Genomic DNA, 16,809 nt, shown 5'->3' with positions numbered 1-16,809 from the left:
TGGCATCGCCCCCACGGCAGCCTAAAGTCAAAAACACCTATCAGTCGCCTCGCTCTAACCGAGGACAACCTGTTGAGGCTCCACACCTAGTCAAGCACGACCACGGCCTCCACCTCGAAGAGCATCGGGTCGATTGCAAGCTTGGGAACGGGAATTAGAGTCTGCGCCGGCAGCGCCTCGCCGAACATCTCCTTGACGTTCCTGGTCAAGACCCCAAGCTTGGACATATCGTGATCGACCACAAAGACCGTGAGCTTGGCGACCTGATCCGGCCTGGCACCGAGCGCATCGAGGGCGGTGCGCAAATTTGCGTAGGCCTGCGCAACCTGGACAGCGAAGTCGGGCGACAAGGCTCCCGTGCTGTCCTGGCCGCCCTGTCCGGAGATGTAGGCCAGCCGGGCTCCGCGGGGCGTGATCACCGCCGTGCTGTAGCCATTCGGCGATGGGTCATAGAGGTTTTGTGGATTGACGATGGTCAGCTTGAGATCATTCGCTGTGGCAGTGGAAACGCCCATGGTCATCACGATTAACCCTCCGATAAGCAGGCGCTTGGCGCGTGGCATGATTTTCTCTTGGCTCTGCCGACTGCGAGCAAGACACCCTCGCGGCCGGCATGATTGATATCGGCGACCGACTCGTACGCCGCACGAGCCAGTCGCATAGTACGTCGTACGAGTCAATCGTTCAGGATCGACATTCGTCGCGTTGCCGGTCAAAATCGACGGCCCGAACAGCGAGGAAGACGGATGGCAGCCAAACGTAGCGGCGCCCGGAGCACGCGGTCTCAGCGGACAAGCGGGTCGCTCCAGCCCGTGCAGGAGCCGCGCAGTGAACCGCCTCTCTCGCGGGAACGTATCGTGGCGACCGCGGTAGAACTGCTGGACGCTCAAGGGGTCGACGGATTGACGATGCGTCGGCTGGCCGATCGCCTCGGCTCGGGCGTGATGAGCCTATATTGGCACGTCGACAACAAAGAGGATGTCTTTGACCTGGCGCTCGATTCGGTGCTCGAATATGGCGGACCGCCGCAACTGGTTGAGCCTCGAGACTGGCGCGGAGAAGTCGTCCATATGCTCGAAGACTGGCGCGCCAGCATGCTGCGCCATCCTTGGTCGGCATCGCTGTTGCCGCGCCGGGCGCTCGGCGCGAACATCCTCAGTCGCCTTGAACTGCTGAGCAAGACCTTGTCCAGGGCCGGTGTGGCGGACGCAGATTTGAACGTCGCGATATGGTCGCTGTGGAACTATGTGATGGGCGCCACCATCAGCCGGGCGAACTTCGACCTCTCGGACGACGGCAGGGCCGCCACGCAGCAGCGCCTTACAGGGCTCAGCCAACGCTATCCGACGATCGAACGCTCTCGTCTGCTGTTGGATAGCGATTGGGATGGTGCTTTCCGGAAAGGTCTCGGCTTCCTGCTCGATGGCCTCTCTCCAAGACAATGAACTCTGCTTTCAGAGCCGTGACTTCCTGCCGTGAATGGCCGAGATGCAAACTCGGTCGTTCAAAGGGATTGGTTTTGTTTTGACCCTGACCGCCCCCGCCCCGCCGCGAGGAACCCAGGCCTATTGCGCATCCGCGTGCGTGCTCAATTCAGCCCGCTTCTCATCCGAGACGACGGCGAGGTCGAGGACCTTCTGCAATTCGGCAGCATGCCGGAACGACGGTTCGGCCTGGACGCCGTTGCGCACTGCATCGACGAAGCGCTGGTAGTTGGTCTGCACCGTTCCGGCGTCCAGAACCTGCCATTTGGCGTTCTCGACGTCTTCGCCGATGCAGGCTTTCAGCTCTGAGCCGGTCAGATTGTGCACGACTTCGATGCCGCCCTTGTCGCCGTAGATCCGCAGACGGAGTTCGTTCAAATGGCCGGTCGCCCAGCGGCTGGCATGGACGACGCCGAAGGCGCCATTGCTGAAATCCAGCGACATCGTGAAACTGTCATTGGCGTCGAGCCCGTACTCGCCGATCCGGTTGCCGGGCGCCTTGTCGAAGGATCTCAGCCGGCAGAACACATGGTCGATGTCGAGCGCCGCGCCATAGCTGGCGAAATCGAGGATATGGATGCCGACGTCGCCCAGCACGCCATTGGAGCCGTGGCCGCGCGACAGCCGCCACAACCATTTCGGATCGGTGCGCCAGTCGCCCCAGAACTTGGACACCAGCCAGCTCTGCAGATAGGACGCCTCGACATGCCTGACCGTGCCGATCTCGCCGGCCAGCACCATGGCGCGCGCTCTCTGCAGCGGCGCGACGTTGCGATAGGTCAGGTTGACCATGTTGATGATGCCGGCCCGCTCGGCGGCATCGGCCATCTCACTGGCCTTCTCGAAGTTTTCGGCCAGCGGTTTCTCGCACAGCACCGGCTTGCCTGCCGCGATCAGCATCATGGTGGTCGGATGGTGGATGCGATCCGGCGTCACGTTCGCCACCGCGTCGAACTTGCCCCATGCCAGCGCCTCGTCCAGCGACGCGAACCGGTTGGGGATACCGTAGATGTCCGAAAACTTGTCGACACGCGTACGGTCGAGATCGACGGCGCCGATCAGTTCGACGCCCTCGATCTTGCCGAACTGCCTGGCGTGCTCCTCCGCCATCCAACCGGTGCCGAGTATCAAGAGGCGCATGATTCTTATCCTTAGGACAGGGCTTTATCTTCTTGTTCGACCATGGATTTGTGGTCTAGCGAAAGCCGGCTTCGCCGGCGGAATGAAGTTTTCCGCCGCGCTCGACGATCGGCTCGAGCGCCTTTTCCGCCGGCACGTTCGGCGCATCGAGGATGGCCGGATTGGAGCCGAGCGGGTTGTGCGCCCATTTCACCGCATTGCGCAGCACCTTGTGGACGTTGGCATCGTGATAGGTCGGATAGGTCTCGTGGCCGGGCCTGAAATAGAAGATGTTGCCGGCGCCGCGGCGATAGGTCAGCCCCGACCGGAACACTTCGCCGCCCTGGAACCACGAGATGAACACGGTCTCGAGCGGCTCCGGCACGGCGAACTGCTCGCCATACATCTCCTCGTTCTCGAGCTCGAAATACTCGCCGATCCCGGCTGCGATCGGGTGGTTGGGGCTGGTCACCCAAAGCCGCTCGCGCTCGCCCGCCTCGCGCCATTTCAGCGTACAGGGCGTGCCCATCAGCTTCTTGAAAATCTTCGAGAAATGGCCGGAATGGAGAACGATCAGCCCCATGCCCTCCCAGACACGGCGCGCCACGCGCTCGACCACTTCGTCGGCGACGGCGCCATGGTCCTTGTGCCCCCACCACAGCAAGACATCGGTCTCGGCCAGACGGTCGGCCGGCAGCCCATGCTCCGGCTGCTCCAGGGTTGCCCACGACACCGAAATCTCGGGGTCGAGCTTCAGCGCATTGGCAATCGTCGCGTGCATGCCCTCGGGATAGATGCCGGCGACCACCTCATTGGTCCGCTCATGGATATTCTCGCCCCAAACGACAGCGCGTATTGTCATGATGTCCTCTTGATTGTTTGAAGCTGGAGCCGCCCGACCGGTCAGTCATAATATCCCCGGCCGGGAATGAAAACCGTTTCGCGGCCGGCTGCTGACAATCTATTGGAAATCGGGCGGGAAAGTCCACGCGGCAAAACCAGCGATGCCGGCGCTGTTCCCGCCGACGTCTCACATGTTTGCGCTGCCTGCGAACAACCTAAGCGCCGCGGCCCTCTTGGGCGACGCGTGTCAGCGGCTTCGACAGCCGCGGCACCACGACGAGGCGCTTGATCTTGCCTTTCTTGTAGGCGGCGAGGAAGCGGGCATAGTCCTTGAAGACGACGCAGCCATTGGATTCGGCGCGCCCGCCGCGCAGCATGTAGGTGTGGGCGAGCAGGCCGTCGCGGCCATATTTGTTGCTGCCGCTGGCAGGGGTGAGACGCAGTGCCTCGACGCCGTGGAAGCGCGATTCCCGCAGCGTCAGATTATAGGTGTCGGGTGGCGTCGGACCGACATTCTTCTTGTGAACGTAGCGCGGCTGGTCGACCATCGCGCCCAGTCCCGAATGTGCCTCCAGCCGCGAGCCGTCGGGCATATAGACGGTCTTGGCCGAGATGTCGTAGACGGCGACGCCGCTGCCCATGCCAGGCGTGGTGAACAGGTTCCTGAAGGCCCCGCCGAGTCCGCCGGAAGGCATGTCGGGCTTGGCATAGGCCAGCATGTCGCCGCCCTGCGTCTTCGACCGTTTGCCCGGCTTGCCCGACACCGCCGGCACTGCCGCTTGTGACGAATTGCGAGGCGACAGGCTGCCGGGTTGCGTCTCGGCCGGCGGAGCATCGGCCGTCTGGACCTTGCTCGCCCTGGATGCCTGGGTCTTCGATGCCTGGGCCTTGGATGCCTGGGGCGGCTCCGTTTTTGCTGCCTGATCCTTTGGCGTCCGGTCTTTCGGCGCCCGGTCTTTCGAGGCTTGAGTCTGGGGCGCCGGCTGATCGATGACCGCCCGCGGACGCAGCGTCGGCAGCGGAATGCTGTCGGGCATGTCGTCCTGCGGCGGCAGCGAGGCCAACTGGACCTCAGGTTCTTGCGGCTCTTGTGAAACTGCGGGCTCGCTTGCCATGACGGCTGCCGGGAGCACGTCGATCATCTGCTCCGGCAACGTATTCGCCAGCGCCAGCGCCAGGCGCGACGAGCGTTCGATCTCCGCCACCGCCGGCCCGAAGCGCACCGATGCCGGGCCGTTCGGGTCGGGTATGCGTACCGGCTCGGCGAACCGGGCATCGGCCGGCAGGCTGGCGAGCATGACGGGTGAGCCGGAGGAGGCACGGGCAAAGGCAGCGGCAAGCTTTTGCGGCGACAGCGCGGCTTTGGCCACCACGTCGTCGAAGCTGGATTGCCGCGATGCATCGGCGACAAGCGGCACGGTATTGCGCTTGAGACGCGCCGATTTTCCCTGGTGAACGAAGTTCGACGCCGACCGCAGGCAGTTAGCATCGCACCCGTGCTGCAGCAGCTGGGCCGACAGCGCTGCGTTTGCCGCGGCCCATGTCGGGGCCTGCGCCTTTGCAAGGCTGCGCCGAGGATCGGCGAGCGCGATGGTGCGCGGCGCGAGCAGGCTTTGCGGGAGACCGTTGGAAGCAGCGGTGAGCGAGGTTCCCATCGAATAAAGGCCGGCCAAGGTCGCCACCGACCATAAAGCAATGGCTGCGCCGACGGCCGGAACCGCGACCCAGCGCACGCCGGGCCTCATCGAAGTCAATCCAGTTGCAGGACTGTCACCCCGGGTTTTCGCACTTACAAACGCCATTCAACCACTCTCAATCGGCCGTTGCCGGCTAGCGGATTTCGCAGCCGTGACATTCACAGTTCGCCTGGTGCCCCCAGCACACTTCGCGTCTGTTGCCGATTGATTCAAAAGATGGACAAAGTTGGTTAACCAATCCCTCTACCGACCGCCGATTGGGCGACGGTCACACCGAAAAACGCCCTCCAAAACCTACATAGTTGGCAAAACTGCCCTCCAATGATGACTTTGCTGCCCGTTTTTGTCGGCCGAGTCAAGAAAGCGAAATGACTAGACCTTGCTGGGCGGAGTCGGCGACGGCTGCCAAAGTGAAGCCAGGCCGACCAGAATCGCGCCGCCGGCAGCCGCCGCCATCAAGCCCCGGCGATCGGTCGAACTGGCGATTATCGACCTGCCACTTGTCGACCTGCCACTTGGGCGAATGAACGATTAACGTCTGGGAATTCAGGATAGCGGCAAGACGTTTACTGCTCAGCGCTGGAACGGAATATCCAGCACCTCAAGCAAATTCCAGGAAAAGTGTGAAACGGTTTTCCGCCCGGAAAACGATGAACCGTTCAGACCACAGCCATGATTATGTGAGCCTGGATTTTGGCAGCAACCTCGCCGCTGCCATGCCTGTCTGCAATCGCGGCTGCGGCGTAGTCGGTTGCAGCATCCAGTTTTCCCGCCTCCCTGGCCTCGATTTCGTTGCGAAGGAGAGTGCCCTGGCAATAAGCAACGGCCGGAAGGCGCGGCGAGGAGGCACGGCTTTGTTCGGCCCTCGTCTCGATCACCACACCGGAAAAACCTGCGTCCTCCAGTTCGCGGCGGATCAGTGCCGTATCGTGGTAGCCATGCGGCGTGCGTGCCAGAAAGCGCGGCGGATCGTTCGGAAAAATCCGCGCCAGAGCATTCGTCACATCGTCAGCAAATACATTCTCCTCGATGCGATCCCATACGCTGAATAGGAAATGTCCGCCAGGCTTCAGAACTCGCCGGGCTTCGCGGTAGGCAGATGAGCGGTTGGGAAAGAACATCGCACCGAACTGACAACAAACGAGATCGAAGGCCGCATTTTCAAACGGCAGCGCCAGAGCATCGGCCTGACGCCATTCGATGCGATCGTCGGGAGCTTGCCGCGAAGCGGCGTAGTCGAGCATCGGCTGGTTGAGGTCGGTTACGACATAGCTTGCACTGGGGGCCAGTTTTGGCGCCAATGCGCGGGTGACAACCCCGGTGCCCGCGGCGGTTTCCAGAACGACCCTGGGCGACAAGGACGCGGCCCGTCGTGCAAGATCTGCGGCGAACGGCTCGAAAATCAACGGCACCATATAGCGGTCGTAGTTTTCCGGAATCGAGCCAGCGAACACCTTGTCCGTTTCCAACATTGCTATCCCCCGCCGTCCGTTTGATGGCTCGTCAGCATAGCATGGAATTGTCTGTTTTTCGATCGCATTCGACCGAGCGGCGGTTCGCTCATGGACCCTCCGAAACGGCGTTCTGCAGTTATCTGCAAATGTGCTAATATAGAGTGGCCATGCACATTGGTGCGCGGCCAACATAATGGGAGGACGCGATGAAAACCATAAATCGCAGGTCTGCAATTGCGCTCGGCGTGACGGCGGCCGCGGTAACGCCTTTGTTCACGCTGGCGGCAGCTGCAAAGGTCAAGAAATACGGCCCGAAGGAAGGCAAGGAAATAGCCCCCGGCGTCAGGGTAGTTGAGGTCGGCACCGGCAATTCCGATATCCCCGCCTACAAGAGCATCTCAATTGTCGATGTGGTCTTTCAGCCGGGAGCAGCCGCTCCCGCAATGGTAATGGACAACGACATGGTATGCACCATTGCCGCCGGTGAATTCACGGTCAAGAAAGCCGACAAGCAATTCAAGCTCAAGGAAGGTGACATGTATACCTGCTCCAAGGGCAAGACCGAGGCGGCAGCCAACACCAGCAAGGTGGTCGGCATCCACCGCATCGCCGTCTTGATACCTGCCTAGCGCATGCCAACGAAAACCGGCCCGCGTCCTCGTCCGGGACGCGGCCTTTTTGATGATGTTCGTGGCGGTTTCTCTCTCGGTCCGCTTTGCAAGTGTGCGTTTATATTAGAGATCACGCAAGTTTCTGGATGACTGCCGGCCGGTATGCGGCCTGCATTGGCGGATTAGCAATCCGGCAGCGCGCTGAGCGTTTGGCTTCACGAAACGGCTCGGTGCTCTTCCCGGGCAGCCTCCCAGACCTCGCGCGCCGCGTCTGCATTTAGTGCCGCGATTCCCAGCCCGACGATCAGATCCGGCCATGCCGAGCGCCATAGGAAGGCCGTCACCAGTCCGGCCAGTATGATCGCGATGTTGGCGACGGCGTCGTTGCGGGCCGAGAGGAATGCCGCCCTGGTAAGACTGCCGCTGTGGTGGCGGTAGCGCGCCAGCATGTAGGCGCATGACAGGTTGACCGCCAAGGCGCCCAACCCCGCCAGCGTCAGGGCCGTCGGCTGCGGCGGCACCGGCATGTTGAACTTTTCCCACGCGGTCCACAGCGTCGCCAGGCCCGGCACCAGCAGGATAAGCGCCAGCGCCATGCCGACCCGCGAGCGGGCACGCAGCGACCATCCCATGGCGAGCAGTATCAGGAGGTTGACCGAGGCATCTTCCAGGAAATCGACGCTGTCGGCGAACAGCGACACCGAGCCGATCGCCAGCGCCACGGCGAATTCAATGCCGAAATAACCGAGGTTCAGCAGCGCGACGACAAGCACCACCCGGCGAAGGCCGTCCGACGTAATGGCTTGCTGCATGGTCTGTCCCGATGTGATGGTGTTGATGTTATTGCTGGCCGCCCCGGCTCTCGATGGTCTCGATCTCGCAGGGGCTTGCAAAAACCGCTATTTGAGGCCAGCCTAGGCCGAACATGGCACGTCTGTCACCAAAACACCTCCTGACTATGCTGCTCGCGGTCCTTGTGATCGCCGGGTTCAGCCTGTCCGCCGCTCAGGCTGCCGTCATGTCGGCCAGGATGGCGATCGACAGCCGCATGACCATGGCCGCAGATGCCGGCACCACCGACGCCGACATGGCCAAGATGGCCGATGCCAAGGGCGGCGACTGCAGCGCTTGCCTCAAGAGCTCGGCCGACAACGACAAACCGATGCAATGTGCGCCGACCTGCGTCGCACCGGTTCTGGCGGTGCTGCCGGAAGCTCTCCCCGTGACGGGACTGCTGCGGGTAGAGCTGCCGCCGGCGCTTCCCGCCGCGTTCCTGCACGGGCGAAGTCTGTTGCCCGAGCCATTCCCTCCAAGACCCAGCGCTCTCGTCTGACGCCGTTTCTGCCGTTTCCGCGGTTGATTGACGGCGTTTGATCGTCCGGTTGCGCGTACTGCGCAACGGGCGCGGCAGCAATTCAATCGATGTCGCGATGTTCGCCGTCGGTTACCGCAGGGGTCACAAGGGTGAATTCCGTTTCAAGTCCGTTCATAACGCGCCGCAAATTCCTGCTTGCGGCGGCAAGCATTGCCGCCTCCGCGCCGATCCGCCCCGCACTGGCGCTGGCTACCGGCGAACACCGGATCAGGGTGGCGCCAGGCCAGACACGGCTCACCGGCCTCGATGGTCCGCGCACTCCGGTATGGGCCTATGATGGCACGGTCCCCGGCCCGACACTGCGCTTGCGCCAGGGGCGGCCCGCTCGCATCATCGTCGAGAACGGACTGGACGAGGACACCACGGTTCACTGGCATGGCATCCGGCTGCCGAACGCGATGGACGGCGTGCCGGGATTGACCCAACCGCCGATCAGGCCCGGCGAAAATTTCGTGTACGAGTTCACCCCGCCCGATGCCGGCACCTTCTGGTACCATCCGCATGCCGACAGCCTCGTGCAGCTCGGCCGTGGCCTTGCCGGCGCGCTGATCGTCGAGGAGGCTGAGCCGGTCGCGGTCGACCGCGAGCTTCTATGGCTGCTGCAGGACTGGCGGCTCACCAAGGATGGGCAAATCGCTGCCGGCTTCGGCAACATGATGGATGCAGCGATGTCGGGCCGCGTCGGCAATGTCGTCACCGTCAACGGTGCACCGCCGGCCGACCTGACCGTGAAGGCCGGCGAGCGCGTCAGGTTGCGGCTGGCCAGTGCGTCACTCGCTCGCATCATGGCTTTGCGTTTCGAAGGCCACCGTCCGGTCATCGTCGCCATCGACGGCCAGCCCTGCCACCCGCATGAGCCGGAGGGCGGACGCTTGGTGCTTGCGCCCGCCATGCGCATCGATGTCGTGCTCGACATGCAGGGCGACCCGGGCAAGCGCTACGCGGTGATCGATGAGTTCTACGACGGCCTTGCCTACTCCCTGACCGCGCTCGCCTATGACGCCGGAGCACCGCTGCGCGATCATCCTCTCGATGCGCCGCTTCGCTTGCCGGCCAATCCGCTGCCGGCCCCCGACCTGGCCAAGGCCGAACGGCATGAAATCGTCCTGCAGGGCGGCATGATGGGCGGAGGCAAGCTGGCCGGCGTCGGCGGCATGATGGGCATGGCGATGCCCGGCATGAACGGCGCCGCCGCCTGGGCAATCAACGGCATGTCGATGACCGGCGATGGCCATGCGGGCATGGCGCCGCAGTTCACGCTGGAACGCGGCGCCACCTGCCGTCTCACCATGCGCAACGAAACCGCCTGGTGGCACCCCATGCACGTTCACGGCTTCAGCCTGTCGGTGCTTTCGCGCAACGGCTCGCCGGTACCGCACCGGCAATGGCAGGACACGGTGCTGCTCGCCCCCAAGGACACGATCGAATGCGCCTTCGTTGCCGACAATCCCGGTGACTGGATGCTGCACTGCCATGTCGCCGATCACCAGATGGCCGGCCTGATGACAGTGTTCCGCGTGACCTGAAAGTTTTGTCCAACCAAGGAGAACTGCAATGAAACTGACCTACCGCCTAGCCGCACTGTCCCTGCTGATCGCAACGCCGCTGCCTGCCTTCGCCGCCACGATCAACGCCGTCATGTACAAGAACCCGCAATGCAGCTGCTGCGAATCCTACGCCAACTATCTCGAGCACAACGGCTTCAAGGTCGACATCAAGCCGGTCAACAATCTCTCTCAGATCAGCAGCGATGCCGGCGTGCCGGCCGACCTCGAAGGCTGCCACACGCTGATGGTCGACGGCTATGTCGTCGATGGCCTGGTGCCGGTCGAAATCGTCAAGAAGCTTTTGACCGAACGCCCTGCCATCACCGGCATAACGCTGGCCGGCATGCCGACGGGCGCTCCAGGCATGGGTGGTGAGAAGCAAGGCCCCTTCGTCGTCTACGCCTTCACCAAGGACGGCAAGGCACCCACCGTCTACGCGACCGAGTGAGGCTATTGTGAGCAAACTGGCCATGGTCCTGATTGGCATGCTGCTGGCATTTTCGCTGCCGGTATCAGCCGCCGAGCCGACGCAGAACTTTGTCGTTCACGAGGCGCCCGCCCCCGTACCGGAAATCAGCTTCGAGGATGGCAATGGCAAGCCGAAAACGCTTGCGGATTTCCACGGCAAGGTCGTGCTGCTCAACATCTGGGCGACATGGTGCGCGCCCTGCCGCAAGGAGATGCCGACGCTCGATCGTCTGCAAGCCAAACTGGGCGGTCCGGATTTCGAGGTCGTCGCGCTGTCCATGGACCGTGCCGGTCCTGAGATTGTGAAGAAGTTCTTTGCCGAGATCGGCATCAAGCACCTCGCCCTCAACATCGATGCCTCGGGCAAGGCCATGTTCGCCATCGGCTCCGTCGGCCTTCCGGCAACCCTGCTGATCAATCGCGACGGCAAGGAGATCGGCCGGCTGATTGGGCCGGCCGAATGGGACGCGCCCGACATGGTCGACTTCATCGGCAGCCGCATCGCTGCCGAGTGAGAAAGGAACAGATATGTCCGGGTTGAAGGCTCACTGCCTTGCATCGGCTTTGAACGAGTGGAGGTGTTTGCTGCTGGGCGCCATTGCCATTGCGGCGCTGACCGTGGGGTTTTCGTATCGGGCGCAAGCCCACTCGCTCGACGAAATCGACACCATGCTTGAGGGCGACGAGAAATATTTCCAAACGATCGACAAGCCGGCGCCTGAATTCACGCTGCGCACCGCCGATGGGCGTGTCGTGCGAACGGCAGATCTGCGCGGCAAGGTGGTCGTCCTCCACTTCATCTACACATCGTGCCCGGATGTATGCCCCCTGCATGCCGAGAAGATCGCCGAGGTCCAGAAAATGGTGAACGGCACGCCGATGAGAGGCCAGGTCAGCTTTGTGACCATCACCACCGACCCCGCCAGGGACACGCCGGACGTGCTGCGCAGCTACGGGCAGACGCACGGGCTCGATCCCGTCAATTGGCTGTTCCTGACCACGACGGCGGATCAGCCGGAGGATGCGACCCGCAGACTGGCGGAGGCCTTCGGCCACAAGTTCACACTGACGGACGATGGTTATCAGATGCACGGCACCGTCACCCATGTGATCGACAAGGAGGGCCGCTGGCGGGCGAATTTCCATGGCCTGAATTTCGCTGCGGTCAATCTCGTCACCTTCGTCAATGCGCTCACCAACAATGTCGAGCGCCCGCACCATGAGCCGGAAACGGGATGGTGGGCGACGATCAAGGGCATGTTCTGAGGCACCATTCACATGCCGGCGGTCCGGCGAAACAGAGGGAAGGAGAACCCTGTGATCCACAAATCCAATTCATGGCGCGGAGCCATCGGCAAAATGGCCCGTGCCTTCGTCCTGGCCGGTGCGACGGCCTGGCTCGCGCTCGGTATCCACGGTCAGGCGATCGCCGCGGGCGAGATGTCCCAGGACCAGTTCGACCAGCGCATCCACGATTATATCCTCGCGCATCCCGAGGTCGTCATGGAGGCGCTGCAGAGCCTCGATGCCCGCCAGCGCGAGGCCGCGGCAAAAGAGGCGAAGGCTGCCCTGGCGGCCAAGGCCGACGATATCTTCCGGGACCCGGCGAGCCCGGTCGGCGGCAACGCCGAAGGCGACGTCATCATGGTCGAGTTCTTTGACTACAACTGCCCCTATTGCCGCCAGGTTGCGCCGATCCTGGCGCAAGCCGTGGCCGACGATCCGCAGCTCAAAATCGTCTACAAGGAATTCCCGATCCTCAGCACGGATTCCGTATTTGCTTCCAAGGCGGCTCTCGCCGCAATGCGCCAGGGCAAGTACATGGCATTCCACAAGGCCTTGTATGCGGTGAAGACGCGGGTGACCGAAGCGGTCGTGCTGAAGGTTGCTGCCGACGTCGGTCTCGATGTGGCTAAGCTGAAGACCGACATGCAGCGGCCCGATATCCAGGCGTCGATCGACCGGAATACGCAACTGGCACAGGCGCTGAAGATCAGTGGAACGCCAAGCTTCGTCGTTGGCGAGCAGATTTTCCCCGGCGCGACCGACCTCGCAACGATGAAGAAACTGATCGAGCAAGCGAGGAACAGCAAATGAGCCGGATATGCCATCCAACCCGACGGACGGTTGTTCTGGGCAGCGCCTTTGGCGTCGCTGCGGTCGTCGGCTTGCTCAAGGGGCCGGATTTGACGATCGCCGCGGAGGATTCCGATCTGGTGCGCCGCTTCAAATATCTCAGCCAGAACGGCAACAGCACGTGTTCGGCCAAGTTCACGGAGTCGATTGCGACCATGCCGGCGATGTCGCGGATCACGGGTTCGTGCTGCAGCCCAATGGAGACAAAGCGCTATGCCGAGCAGGTGAACGGTTTGGCCAGGTACCGCGAGATCGCGATGATCCCGAACGATCCGTACGATATTCCGGCCGGCATCGCACAGAAGATGATGCCCTACTACGATGTGAAACTCTCCGGCGACGAGCAGCAGGCCTATGACTATGCGATGGCCAATTCCAACGAGAAAGGCCCTTGCTGCTGCCAATGCTGGCGCTGGAAAGTGTATGGCGGATTGGCGAAGTTCCTGATCCGCGAGCAAGGTTTCACCGGCAAGCAGGTCGTCGACGTCTGGGATCTCTCGGACGGCTGCGGCGGAGGTATGTGAGACGGAAAGGACAGGACACTTCCGGTTGGCGGGACAAGGCGACAGGCGGCCGATCGGTTTCCTGGTCGTCTTGACCGAAGTCCCCGGCGAGCTAATTGCCTTCGCAGTCGCCGATGCTTACCGACGAAGGCGGGCCTTCACTGACCGTAAAGGTGATTGCAATGATGAATGGTCCAATGGATACGTGGATGATGGGCGGCATGGCACTCGTCTGGGTCCTGGTGTTCGTCGCCCTCTTGCTCGCGATTGCAGCCTTGGTCAAATACCTGCGAACCTGAAGCCGCGGACGCAGTCAGGTATACGACTATGCGATGACAAATTCCGGGGAGAAGGAGCCAGCTGCTGCCAACTGTGGCGGTGGCATGTAAGGCGACCAGGGCAGCACGACGCCGCGTCACTCGTCAGGCAAAGCCGGGAACCCGCTTGGTCTTGCCGCTCAGTTGCGCGCCCAGTGTCAGTGTCTGCGGGAAATTCCGGACGATCGCCGCCATCAAGGTGGCGCTGCCGGGGCGAAGGGCAATTCCGGCAAGGGCCGCGGCAGCGTAGACCCGTGTCGAAAACAGTCTTTTCCAGGCCGCCTCATAGCGTCTGGCAGCGGCCTCGCGTCCCGCTTGGCCGCTTGGCGCGGATGCGAGTTCGCAAGCCAGCAGCCAGCCGGACTGCAGCGCCATCGAGATACCCTCGGCGATAACAGGATGAGACTCTCCGGCTGCGTTGCCGACGCGGAAGATGTCCTCTTCGTAGAACGAGCGAATTCCCGGCCGGATCGGACCTGCGGCAAGCCACGGACCGTCGAGAAGCGCCGGTTCCAGAGCGTCCCGCACGCCCCGGCATGAGTCGACGAGATGGCGGGAGACCGCATCGGCGGCCGGCACATGGCTCCGGTGTTTGGGGCCATGTTGTTTACGCAACCGCGCCAGCATATCGCGGCGAATGCAGCACGAGATCGACAAGCGGCCATGATCGGCCGAGACCATGCCGCCATAGCCGCCGGGGAAGGCCAGCAGAGGCATCAAATCCGGCGCCAGCGACGACCCGGTGAAATGCGCCTTGAAGCCGAGCAGGTCCGACGGGCGATTGGCCTTTGCGAGCTGGCTGGGCAGCGGCCCCGGTTCCCAGGAGCCGTGTGCGGCGACAATCACCGGCGCGCGCAACATCGCCGTTTCGTCCCCGGCTTGAATTCGTACCCTTTGCATCTCGCCGTCCCGGTCGATGGCGACGGCGCGGCAGGGCTGGAAGATTTCGACACCCGCCGATCGCGCCGTCTGCAAAAGCAGAGAGTCGAGAATGTCCCGGCCGAGTGCCCGGCCGAAGCCGTCTTTTGCAGGAGGCCCAGCTCCTGCACGTGGCATTGCCGCCTCGACGCAGGTTTCGCCGGAAAACAAACCGACGCGGCGGATTTCGGGGCCGGCATCGGTACGCCAGGCATCGCCGATCTCCAGCTGGTCGAGAAGCGCAAGATTGCTTGCCGAGATGTATTCGCCGCAGACCTTGCGGCGCGGAAATGCGGTCTTTTCCACAATTGCCACGGCCCATCCGCGCCGGGCCAGCGTGAGCGCGACGGACGTCCCCGCCGGGCCGGCACCGATGACGATCGCGTCATGAGTCGACAATCGCGTCATGAGTCGCTGCCGGCACTGGCGCCGACGAAGATGTGGGAGAAGAGGCCGGCGCGCCGCTCCTCGACCGGTTTGCCGTTGGCCGCAAGCCAGAGACCGGAAAGCTCGCTGCCGCGAAAGCCGGCACGCACGCTTTGCGCCGCATCGTTTCGTGTGACGTCATTGGCGCCGATTGCCGGGAGAAGACGGGTCGCGGCCAGCGCCAGTTTCGCCCGCAACGGCTCAGTCGCCAGCAGCAACGGGGCTTTCGGCCTGATCAGCGAAAACAGACGCACGAGCTGCGCATCGTCGAGATGATGCAGGAACAGATTGACCGTGACGGCGTCGAACCGTGCGCCCTCGATCTTTCCTGCCCAGTCGAAGACATCGGCGGTGATCCCTTCAGCCTTCCATCCCAGCCTGTCAAAATCGCCGCGCAATTGCGCGGTGACGAGGCTGACGCGGTCGAGCATCATCAGTTCGACCCCAGGCCAATGCCTGGCCATGCGCCGCGCCACCGCCAGCATGAAGGAGCCATCGCCGGCGCCGATCTCCAGAATGCGGCGTGGCGGCTTTGGCACAAACCTCCTGAGCAACGACGTCATGATCGGCACCTGAAACATCAGCATATTGATGCGCCGAAGGTCGCGGCGCGCGGTCAGCGCTCGCGGATCGTCGGCCGCAAGGCCGTCAAGGATTTCCGGCGCAAGCTGCCGATGCTCCAGGCCGCTCATGACACCGTTCGAAAGAGCATGGTTTCGGCCGTCAGCCCGGGTCCGAACGACATGCCGCAGCCGAGCAGGCCGGCAGGCGCCTTCAGCATCTCTTTCATCACGAACATGACGGTCGCCGACGACATGTTCCCGTATTGGCGCAACACCGCGCGCGATGGTTCCAGCGCGGTGGGCTCCAGTTCCAGAGCCCTTTCGACGGCATCGAGCACCGAACGCCCACCCGGGTGCACGGCCCAAAGGTCGATCGCCTCGGTCGGCCGGCCACCGAGGATGGCGGCCTGGTTGCTCCGCAACGCTTCATGAATCGCTGCCGGCACTTGGCCGGAAAGAACCATTTCGAATCCGTGGTCGCGAATATTCCAGCGCATCAGATCCCGCCGCTCCCTCGCCACCAGACAGTGAAAGCTATCGAGCTCGATGCCGAGCGGCTCGGAAGTGATGAGCGCAGCCGCACAGCCATCGCCCCAGAGGCAGAACGACAGCAGTTTTTCCAGTTCGGTGGTTTGACGCAGGTGCATCGTGCAGAGCTCGATATTGACCAGCAGGACCTTGGCCTGCGGGTCGGAGCGGACGATGTGACGCGCCAGCTTGAGGCCGTTGATCGCCGCGTAGCAACCCATGAAACCGATCATCGTGCGTTCGACCCCGTCCGGCAGCCCGCAACGCGCAACCAGCTCGAGATCGATGCCCGGCGCCGAAAAACCGGTGCAGGTAGTGACGATAAGATGGGTGATGCGGGAAGCGTCGTCGCCAAGTTGCAATCCGTCGATGCCCTTTTGCGCCAGAACAGGTGCGGCATCGTCGAACATCGCCATTCTCATGGCCGTTCCGGGAAACGCGCCCCGAATGAAGGTCCCGGCCAGGTCGGCGGATGGTCCTTCGGGATCGGACGCCGGCGCAAAGCAGGAATAGCGGTGCTCGATGCCGGCAAGATCGGCCATGCGTTCGAAGATCCTCCGGCGATCGGCCGCGAGCATCGAGGCCGCGAAACGCAGGTAGAATTGATGAACCTCGTGCTCCGGCACCGCTGTCGCGATCCGGTTGATATAGGCCTTGACGGGCATGTTCTATCTCCTCGGCGTCTGCACGGCGTAACGTGCCGCCGGAGGGTCCTTGCTGATCGGTACCTGGTGCCGGGCGCCGAGTTTGAGCGCTGTTCGATAAACGTTTCCGAAAACTGATTTCTTCCCGAAGGTTCAGTATGCGCTGTTGGCAGGCA

General features: G+C 62.8%; 18 protein-coding genes and 1 pseudogene. 10 read left to right on the top strand and 9 right to left on the bottom strand.

Annotated features, from left to right (window positions below):
* Positions 1-86: 86 nt before the first annotated feature.
* Positions 87-563, bottom strand: coding sequence for a RidA family protein (locus tag NKH01_RS17610; RefSeq protein WP_352494445.1), 477 nt, complete (start codon positions 561-563; stop codon positions 87-89).
* 183 nt (positions 564-746) lie between these two features.
* On the opposite strand from NKH01_RS17610, the gene NKH01_RS17605 reads away from it, so the two are divergent.
* Complete coding sequence (locus NKH01_RS17605) at positions 747-1,445, top strand: TetR/AcrR family transcriptional regulator (RefSeq protein WP_353021406.1); 699 nt, start codon at positions 747-749, stop codon at positions 1,443-1,445.
* A 120-nt stretch (positions 1,446-1,565) separates the two neighbouring features.
* On the opposite strand, the gene NKH01_RS17600 is transcribed toward NKH01_RS17605, so the two are convergent.
* From NKH01_RS17600 to NKH01_RS17585, 4 genes and pseudogenes are all read right to left on the bottom strand, one after another.
* On the bottom strand, positions 1,566-2,624 hold the full coding sequence (locus NKH01_RS17600) for a Gfo/Idh/MocA family protein (RefSeq protein ID WP_352856410.1): 1,059 nt from the start codon (positions 2,622-2,624) through the stop codon (positions 1,566-1,568).
* A 55-nt stretch (positions 2,625-2,679) separates the two neighbouring features.
* A complete protein-coding gene (locus NKH01_RS17595; RefSeq protein ID WP_023720619.1) occupies positions 2,680-3,465 on the bottom strand; it encodes a ThuA domain-containing protein in 786 nt (261 codons plus the stop codon).
* 196 nt (positions 3,466-3,661) lie between these two features.
* Positions 3,662-4,180, bottom strand: a pseudogene (locus tag NKH01_RS35310) (DUF2778 domain-containing protein); the annotation flags it as partial.
* Between the two features lie 1,622 nt (positions 4,181-5,802).
* Entirely contained in the window at positions 5,803-6,615 is an 813-nt protein-coding gene (locus NKH01_RS17585) for a class I SAM-dependent methyltransferase (protein ID WP_353021403.1), read from the bottom strand.
* 188 nt (positions 6,616-6,803) lie between these two features.
* Here NKH01_RS17585 and NKH01_RS17580 point away from each other — a divergent pair, with 188 nt between their 5' ends.
* On the top strand, positions 6,804-7,226 hold the full coding sequence (locus NKH01_RS17580) for a hypothetical protein (RefSeq protein WP_352494450.1): 423 nt from the start codon (positions 6,804-6,806) through the stop codon (positions 7,224-7,226).
* A gap of 197 nt (positions 7,227-7,423) precedes the next feature.
* On the opposite strand, the gene NKH01_RS17575 is transcribed toward NKH01_RS17580, so the two are convergent.
* Positions 7,424-8,020 (bottom strand): cation efflux transmembrane domain-containing protein, encoded by a 597-nt coding sequence (locus tag NKH01_RS17575; RefSeq protein ID WP_023720625.1) that lies wholly within the window; start codon positions 8,018-8,020, stop codon positions 7,424-7,426.
* A gap of 113 nt (positions 8,021-8,133) precedes the next feature.
* Here NKH01_RS17575 and NKH01_RS17570 point away from each other — a divergent pair, with 113 nt between their 5' ends.
* The 8 genes from NKH01_RS17570 to NKH01_RS17535 all read left to right on the top strand — a co-directional run bounded on the left by NKH01_RS17570 (position 8,134) and on the right by NKH01_RS17535 (position 13,536).
* Positions 8,134-8,541, top strand: a complete 408-nt coding sequence (locus tag NKH01_RS17570) for a hypothetical protein (protein WP_353021401.1) — start codon at positions 8,134-8,136, stop codon at positions 8,539-8,541.
* Positions 8,542-8,672: 131 nt separating this feature from the next.
* A complete protein-coding gene (locus tag NKH01_RS17565) occupies positions 8,673-10,109 on the top strand; it encodes a multicopper oxidase family protein (protein ID WP_353021399.1) in 1,437 nt (478 codons plus the stop codon).
* 28 nt (positions 10,110-10,137) lie between these two features.
* On the top strand, positions 10,138-10,578 hold the full coding sequence (locus NKH01_RS17560) for a DUF411 domain-containing protein (protein ID WP_023720628.1): 441 nt from the start codon (positions 10,138-10,140) through the stop codon (positions 10,576-10,578).
* A gap of 7 nt (positions 10,579-10,585) precedes the next feature.
* Positions 10,586-11,113 carry a TlpA family protein disulfide reductase gene (locus tag NKH01_RS17555; RefSeq protein ID WP_198030522.1) on the top strand — a complete coding sequence of 176 codons (528 nt, stop codon included), beginning with the start codon at positions 10,586-10,588 and terminating at the stop codon, positions 11,111-11,113.
* Positions 11,114-11,126: 13 nt separating this feature from the next.
* The gene (locus NKH01_RS17550) at positions 11,127-11,864 is read left to right on the top strand and encodes an SCO family protein (RefSeq protein ID WP_031194475.1); all 738 of its coding nucleotides are present in this window, start codon (positions 11,127-11,129) and stop codon (positions 11,862-11,864) included.
* Between the two features lie 51 nt (positions 11,865-11,915).
* Positions 11,916-12,695 (top strand): DsbA family protein, encoded by a 780-nt coding sequence (locus NKH01_RS17545; protein WP_352484015.1) that lies wholly within the window; start codon positions 11,916-11,918, stop codon positions 12,693-12,695.
* A complete protein-coding gene (locus tag NKH01_RS17540; protein WP_023720632.1) occupies positions 12,692-13,258 on the top strand; it encodes a hypothetical protein in 567 nt (188 codons plus the stop codon). Before NKH01_RS17545 ends, NKH01_RS17540 begins: the two co-directional genes overlap by 4 nt.
* Before the next feature lie 113 nt (positions 13,259-13,371).
* Positions 13,372-13,536: a hypothetical protein gene (locus NKH01_RS17535; protein ID WP_352589569.1), complete on the top strand. Its 165-nt coding sequence runs from the start codon at positions 13,372-13,374 to the stop codon at positions 13,534-13,536.
* Positions 13,537-13,659: 123 nt separating this feature from the next.
* Here NKH01_RS17535 and NKH01_RS17530 read toward each other — a convergent pair whose 3' ends face one another.
* The 3 genes from NKH01_RS17530 to NKH01_RS17520 are packed head-to-tail and all read right to left on the bottom strand — an operon-like array spanning position 13,660 to position 16,654.
* Positions 13,660-14,880: an NAD(P)/FAD-dependent oxidoreductase gene (locus tag NKH01_RS17530; protein ID WP_353021396.1), complete on the bottom strand. Its 1,221-nt coding sequence runs from the start codon at positions 14,878-14,880 to the stop codon at positions 13,660-13,662.
* Positions 14,877-15,590, bottom strand: a complete 714-nt coding sequence (locus NKH01_RS17525; protein ID WP_023720635.1) for a methyltransferase domain-containing protein — start codon at positions 15,588-15,590, stop codon at positions 14,877-14,879. Before NKH01_RS17525 ends, NKH01_RS17530 begins: the two co-directional genes overlap by 4 nt.
* Positions 15,587-16,654, bottom strand: coding sequence for a type III polyketide synthase (locus tag NKH01_RS17520; RefSeq protein ID WP_352494454.1), 1,068 nt, complete (start codon positions 16,652-16,654; stop codon positions 15,587-15,589). Before NKH01_RS17520 ends, NKH01_RS17525 begins: the two co-directional genes overlap by 4 nt.
* Between the last annotated feature and the right edge of the window lie 155 nt (positions 16,655-16,809).

Source organism: Mesorhizobium sp. M1403 (assembly GCF_040317695.1).
Classification (GTDB): Bacteria; Pseudomonadota; Alphaproteobacteria; order Rhizobiales; family Rhizobiaceae; genus Mesorhizobium.
This window is presented reverse-complemented; position numbering and strand designations above follow the sequence as displayed.

Coding starts and splice junctions, on each gene's coding strand:
- NKH01_RS17610 (WP_352494445.1), bottom strand. CDS start 563: ATGCCACGCGCCAAGCGCCTGCTTATCGGAGGGTTAATCGTGATGACC.
- NKH01_RS17605 (WP_353021406.1), top strand. CDS start 747: ATGGCAGCCAAACGTAGCGGCGCCCGGAGCACGCGGTCTCAGCGGACA.
- NKH01_RS17600 (WP_352856410.1), bottom strand. CDS start 2,624: ATGCGCCTCTTGATACTCGGCACCGGTTGGATGGCGGAGGAGCACGCC.
- NKH01_RS17595 (WP_023720619.1), bottom strand. CDS start 3,465: ATGACAATACGCGCTGTCGTTTGGGGCGAGAATATCCATGAGCGGACC.
- NKH01_RS17585 (WP_353021403.1), bottom strand. CDS start 6,615: ATGTTGGAAACGGACAAGGTGTTCGCTGGCTCGATTCCGGAAAACTAC.
- NKH01_RS17580 (WP_352494450.1), top strand. CDS start 6,804: ATGAAAACCATAAATCGCAGGTCTGCAATTGCGCTCGGCGTGACGGCG.
- NKH01_RS17575 (WP_023720625.1), bottom strand. CDS start 8,020: ATGCAGCAAGCCATTACGTCGGACGGCCTTCGCCGGGTGGTGCTTGTC.
- NKH01_RS17570 (WP_353021401.1), top strand. CDS start 8,134: ATGGCACGTCTGTCACCAAAACACCTCCTGACTATGCTGCTCGCGGTC.
- NKH01_RS17560 (WP_023720628.1), top strand. CDS start 10,138: ATGAAACTGACCTACCGCCTAGCCGCACTGTCCCTGCTGATCGCAACG.
- NKH01_RS17550 (WP_031194475.1), top strand. CDS start 11,127: ATGTCCGGGTTGAAGGCTCACTGCCTTGCATCGGCTTTGAACGAGTGG.
- NKH01_RS17540 (WP_023720632.1), top strand. CDS start 12,692: ATGAGCCGGATATGCCATCCAACCCGACGGACGGTTGTTCTGGGCAGC.
- NKH01_RS17535 (WP_352589569.1), top strand. CDS start 13,372: ATGCTTACCGACGAAGGCGGGCCTTCACTGACCGTAAAGGTGATTGCA.
- NKH01_RS17530 (WP_353021396.1), bottom strand. CDS start 14,880: ATGACGCGATTGTCGACTCATGACGCGATCGTCATCGGTGCCGGCCCG.
- NKH01_RS17525 (WP_023720635.1), bottom strand. CDS start 15,590: ATGAGCGGCCTGGAGCATCGGCAGCTTGCGCCGGAAATCCTTGACGGC.
- NKH01_RS17520 (WP_352494454.1), bottom strand. CDS start 16,654: ATGCCCGTCAAGGCCTATATCAACCGGATCGCGACAGCGGTGCCGGAG.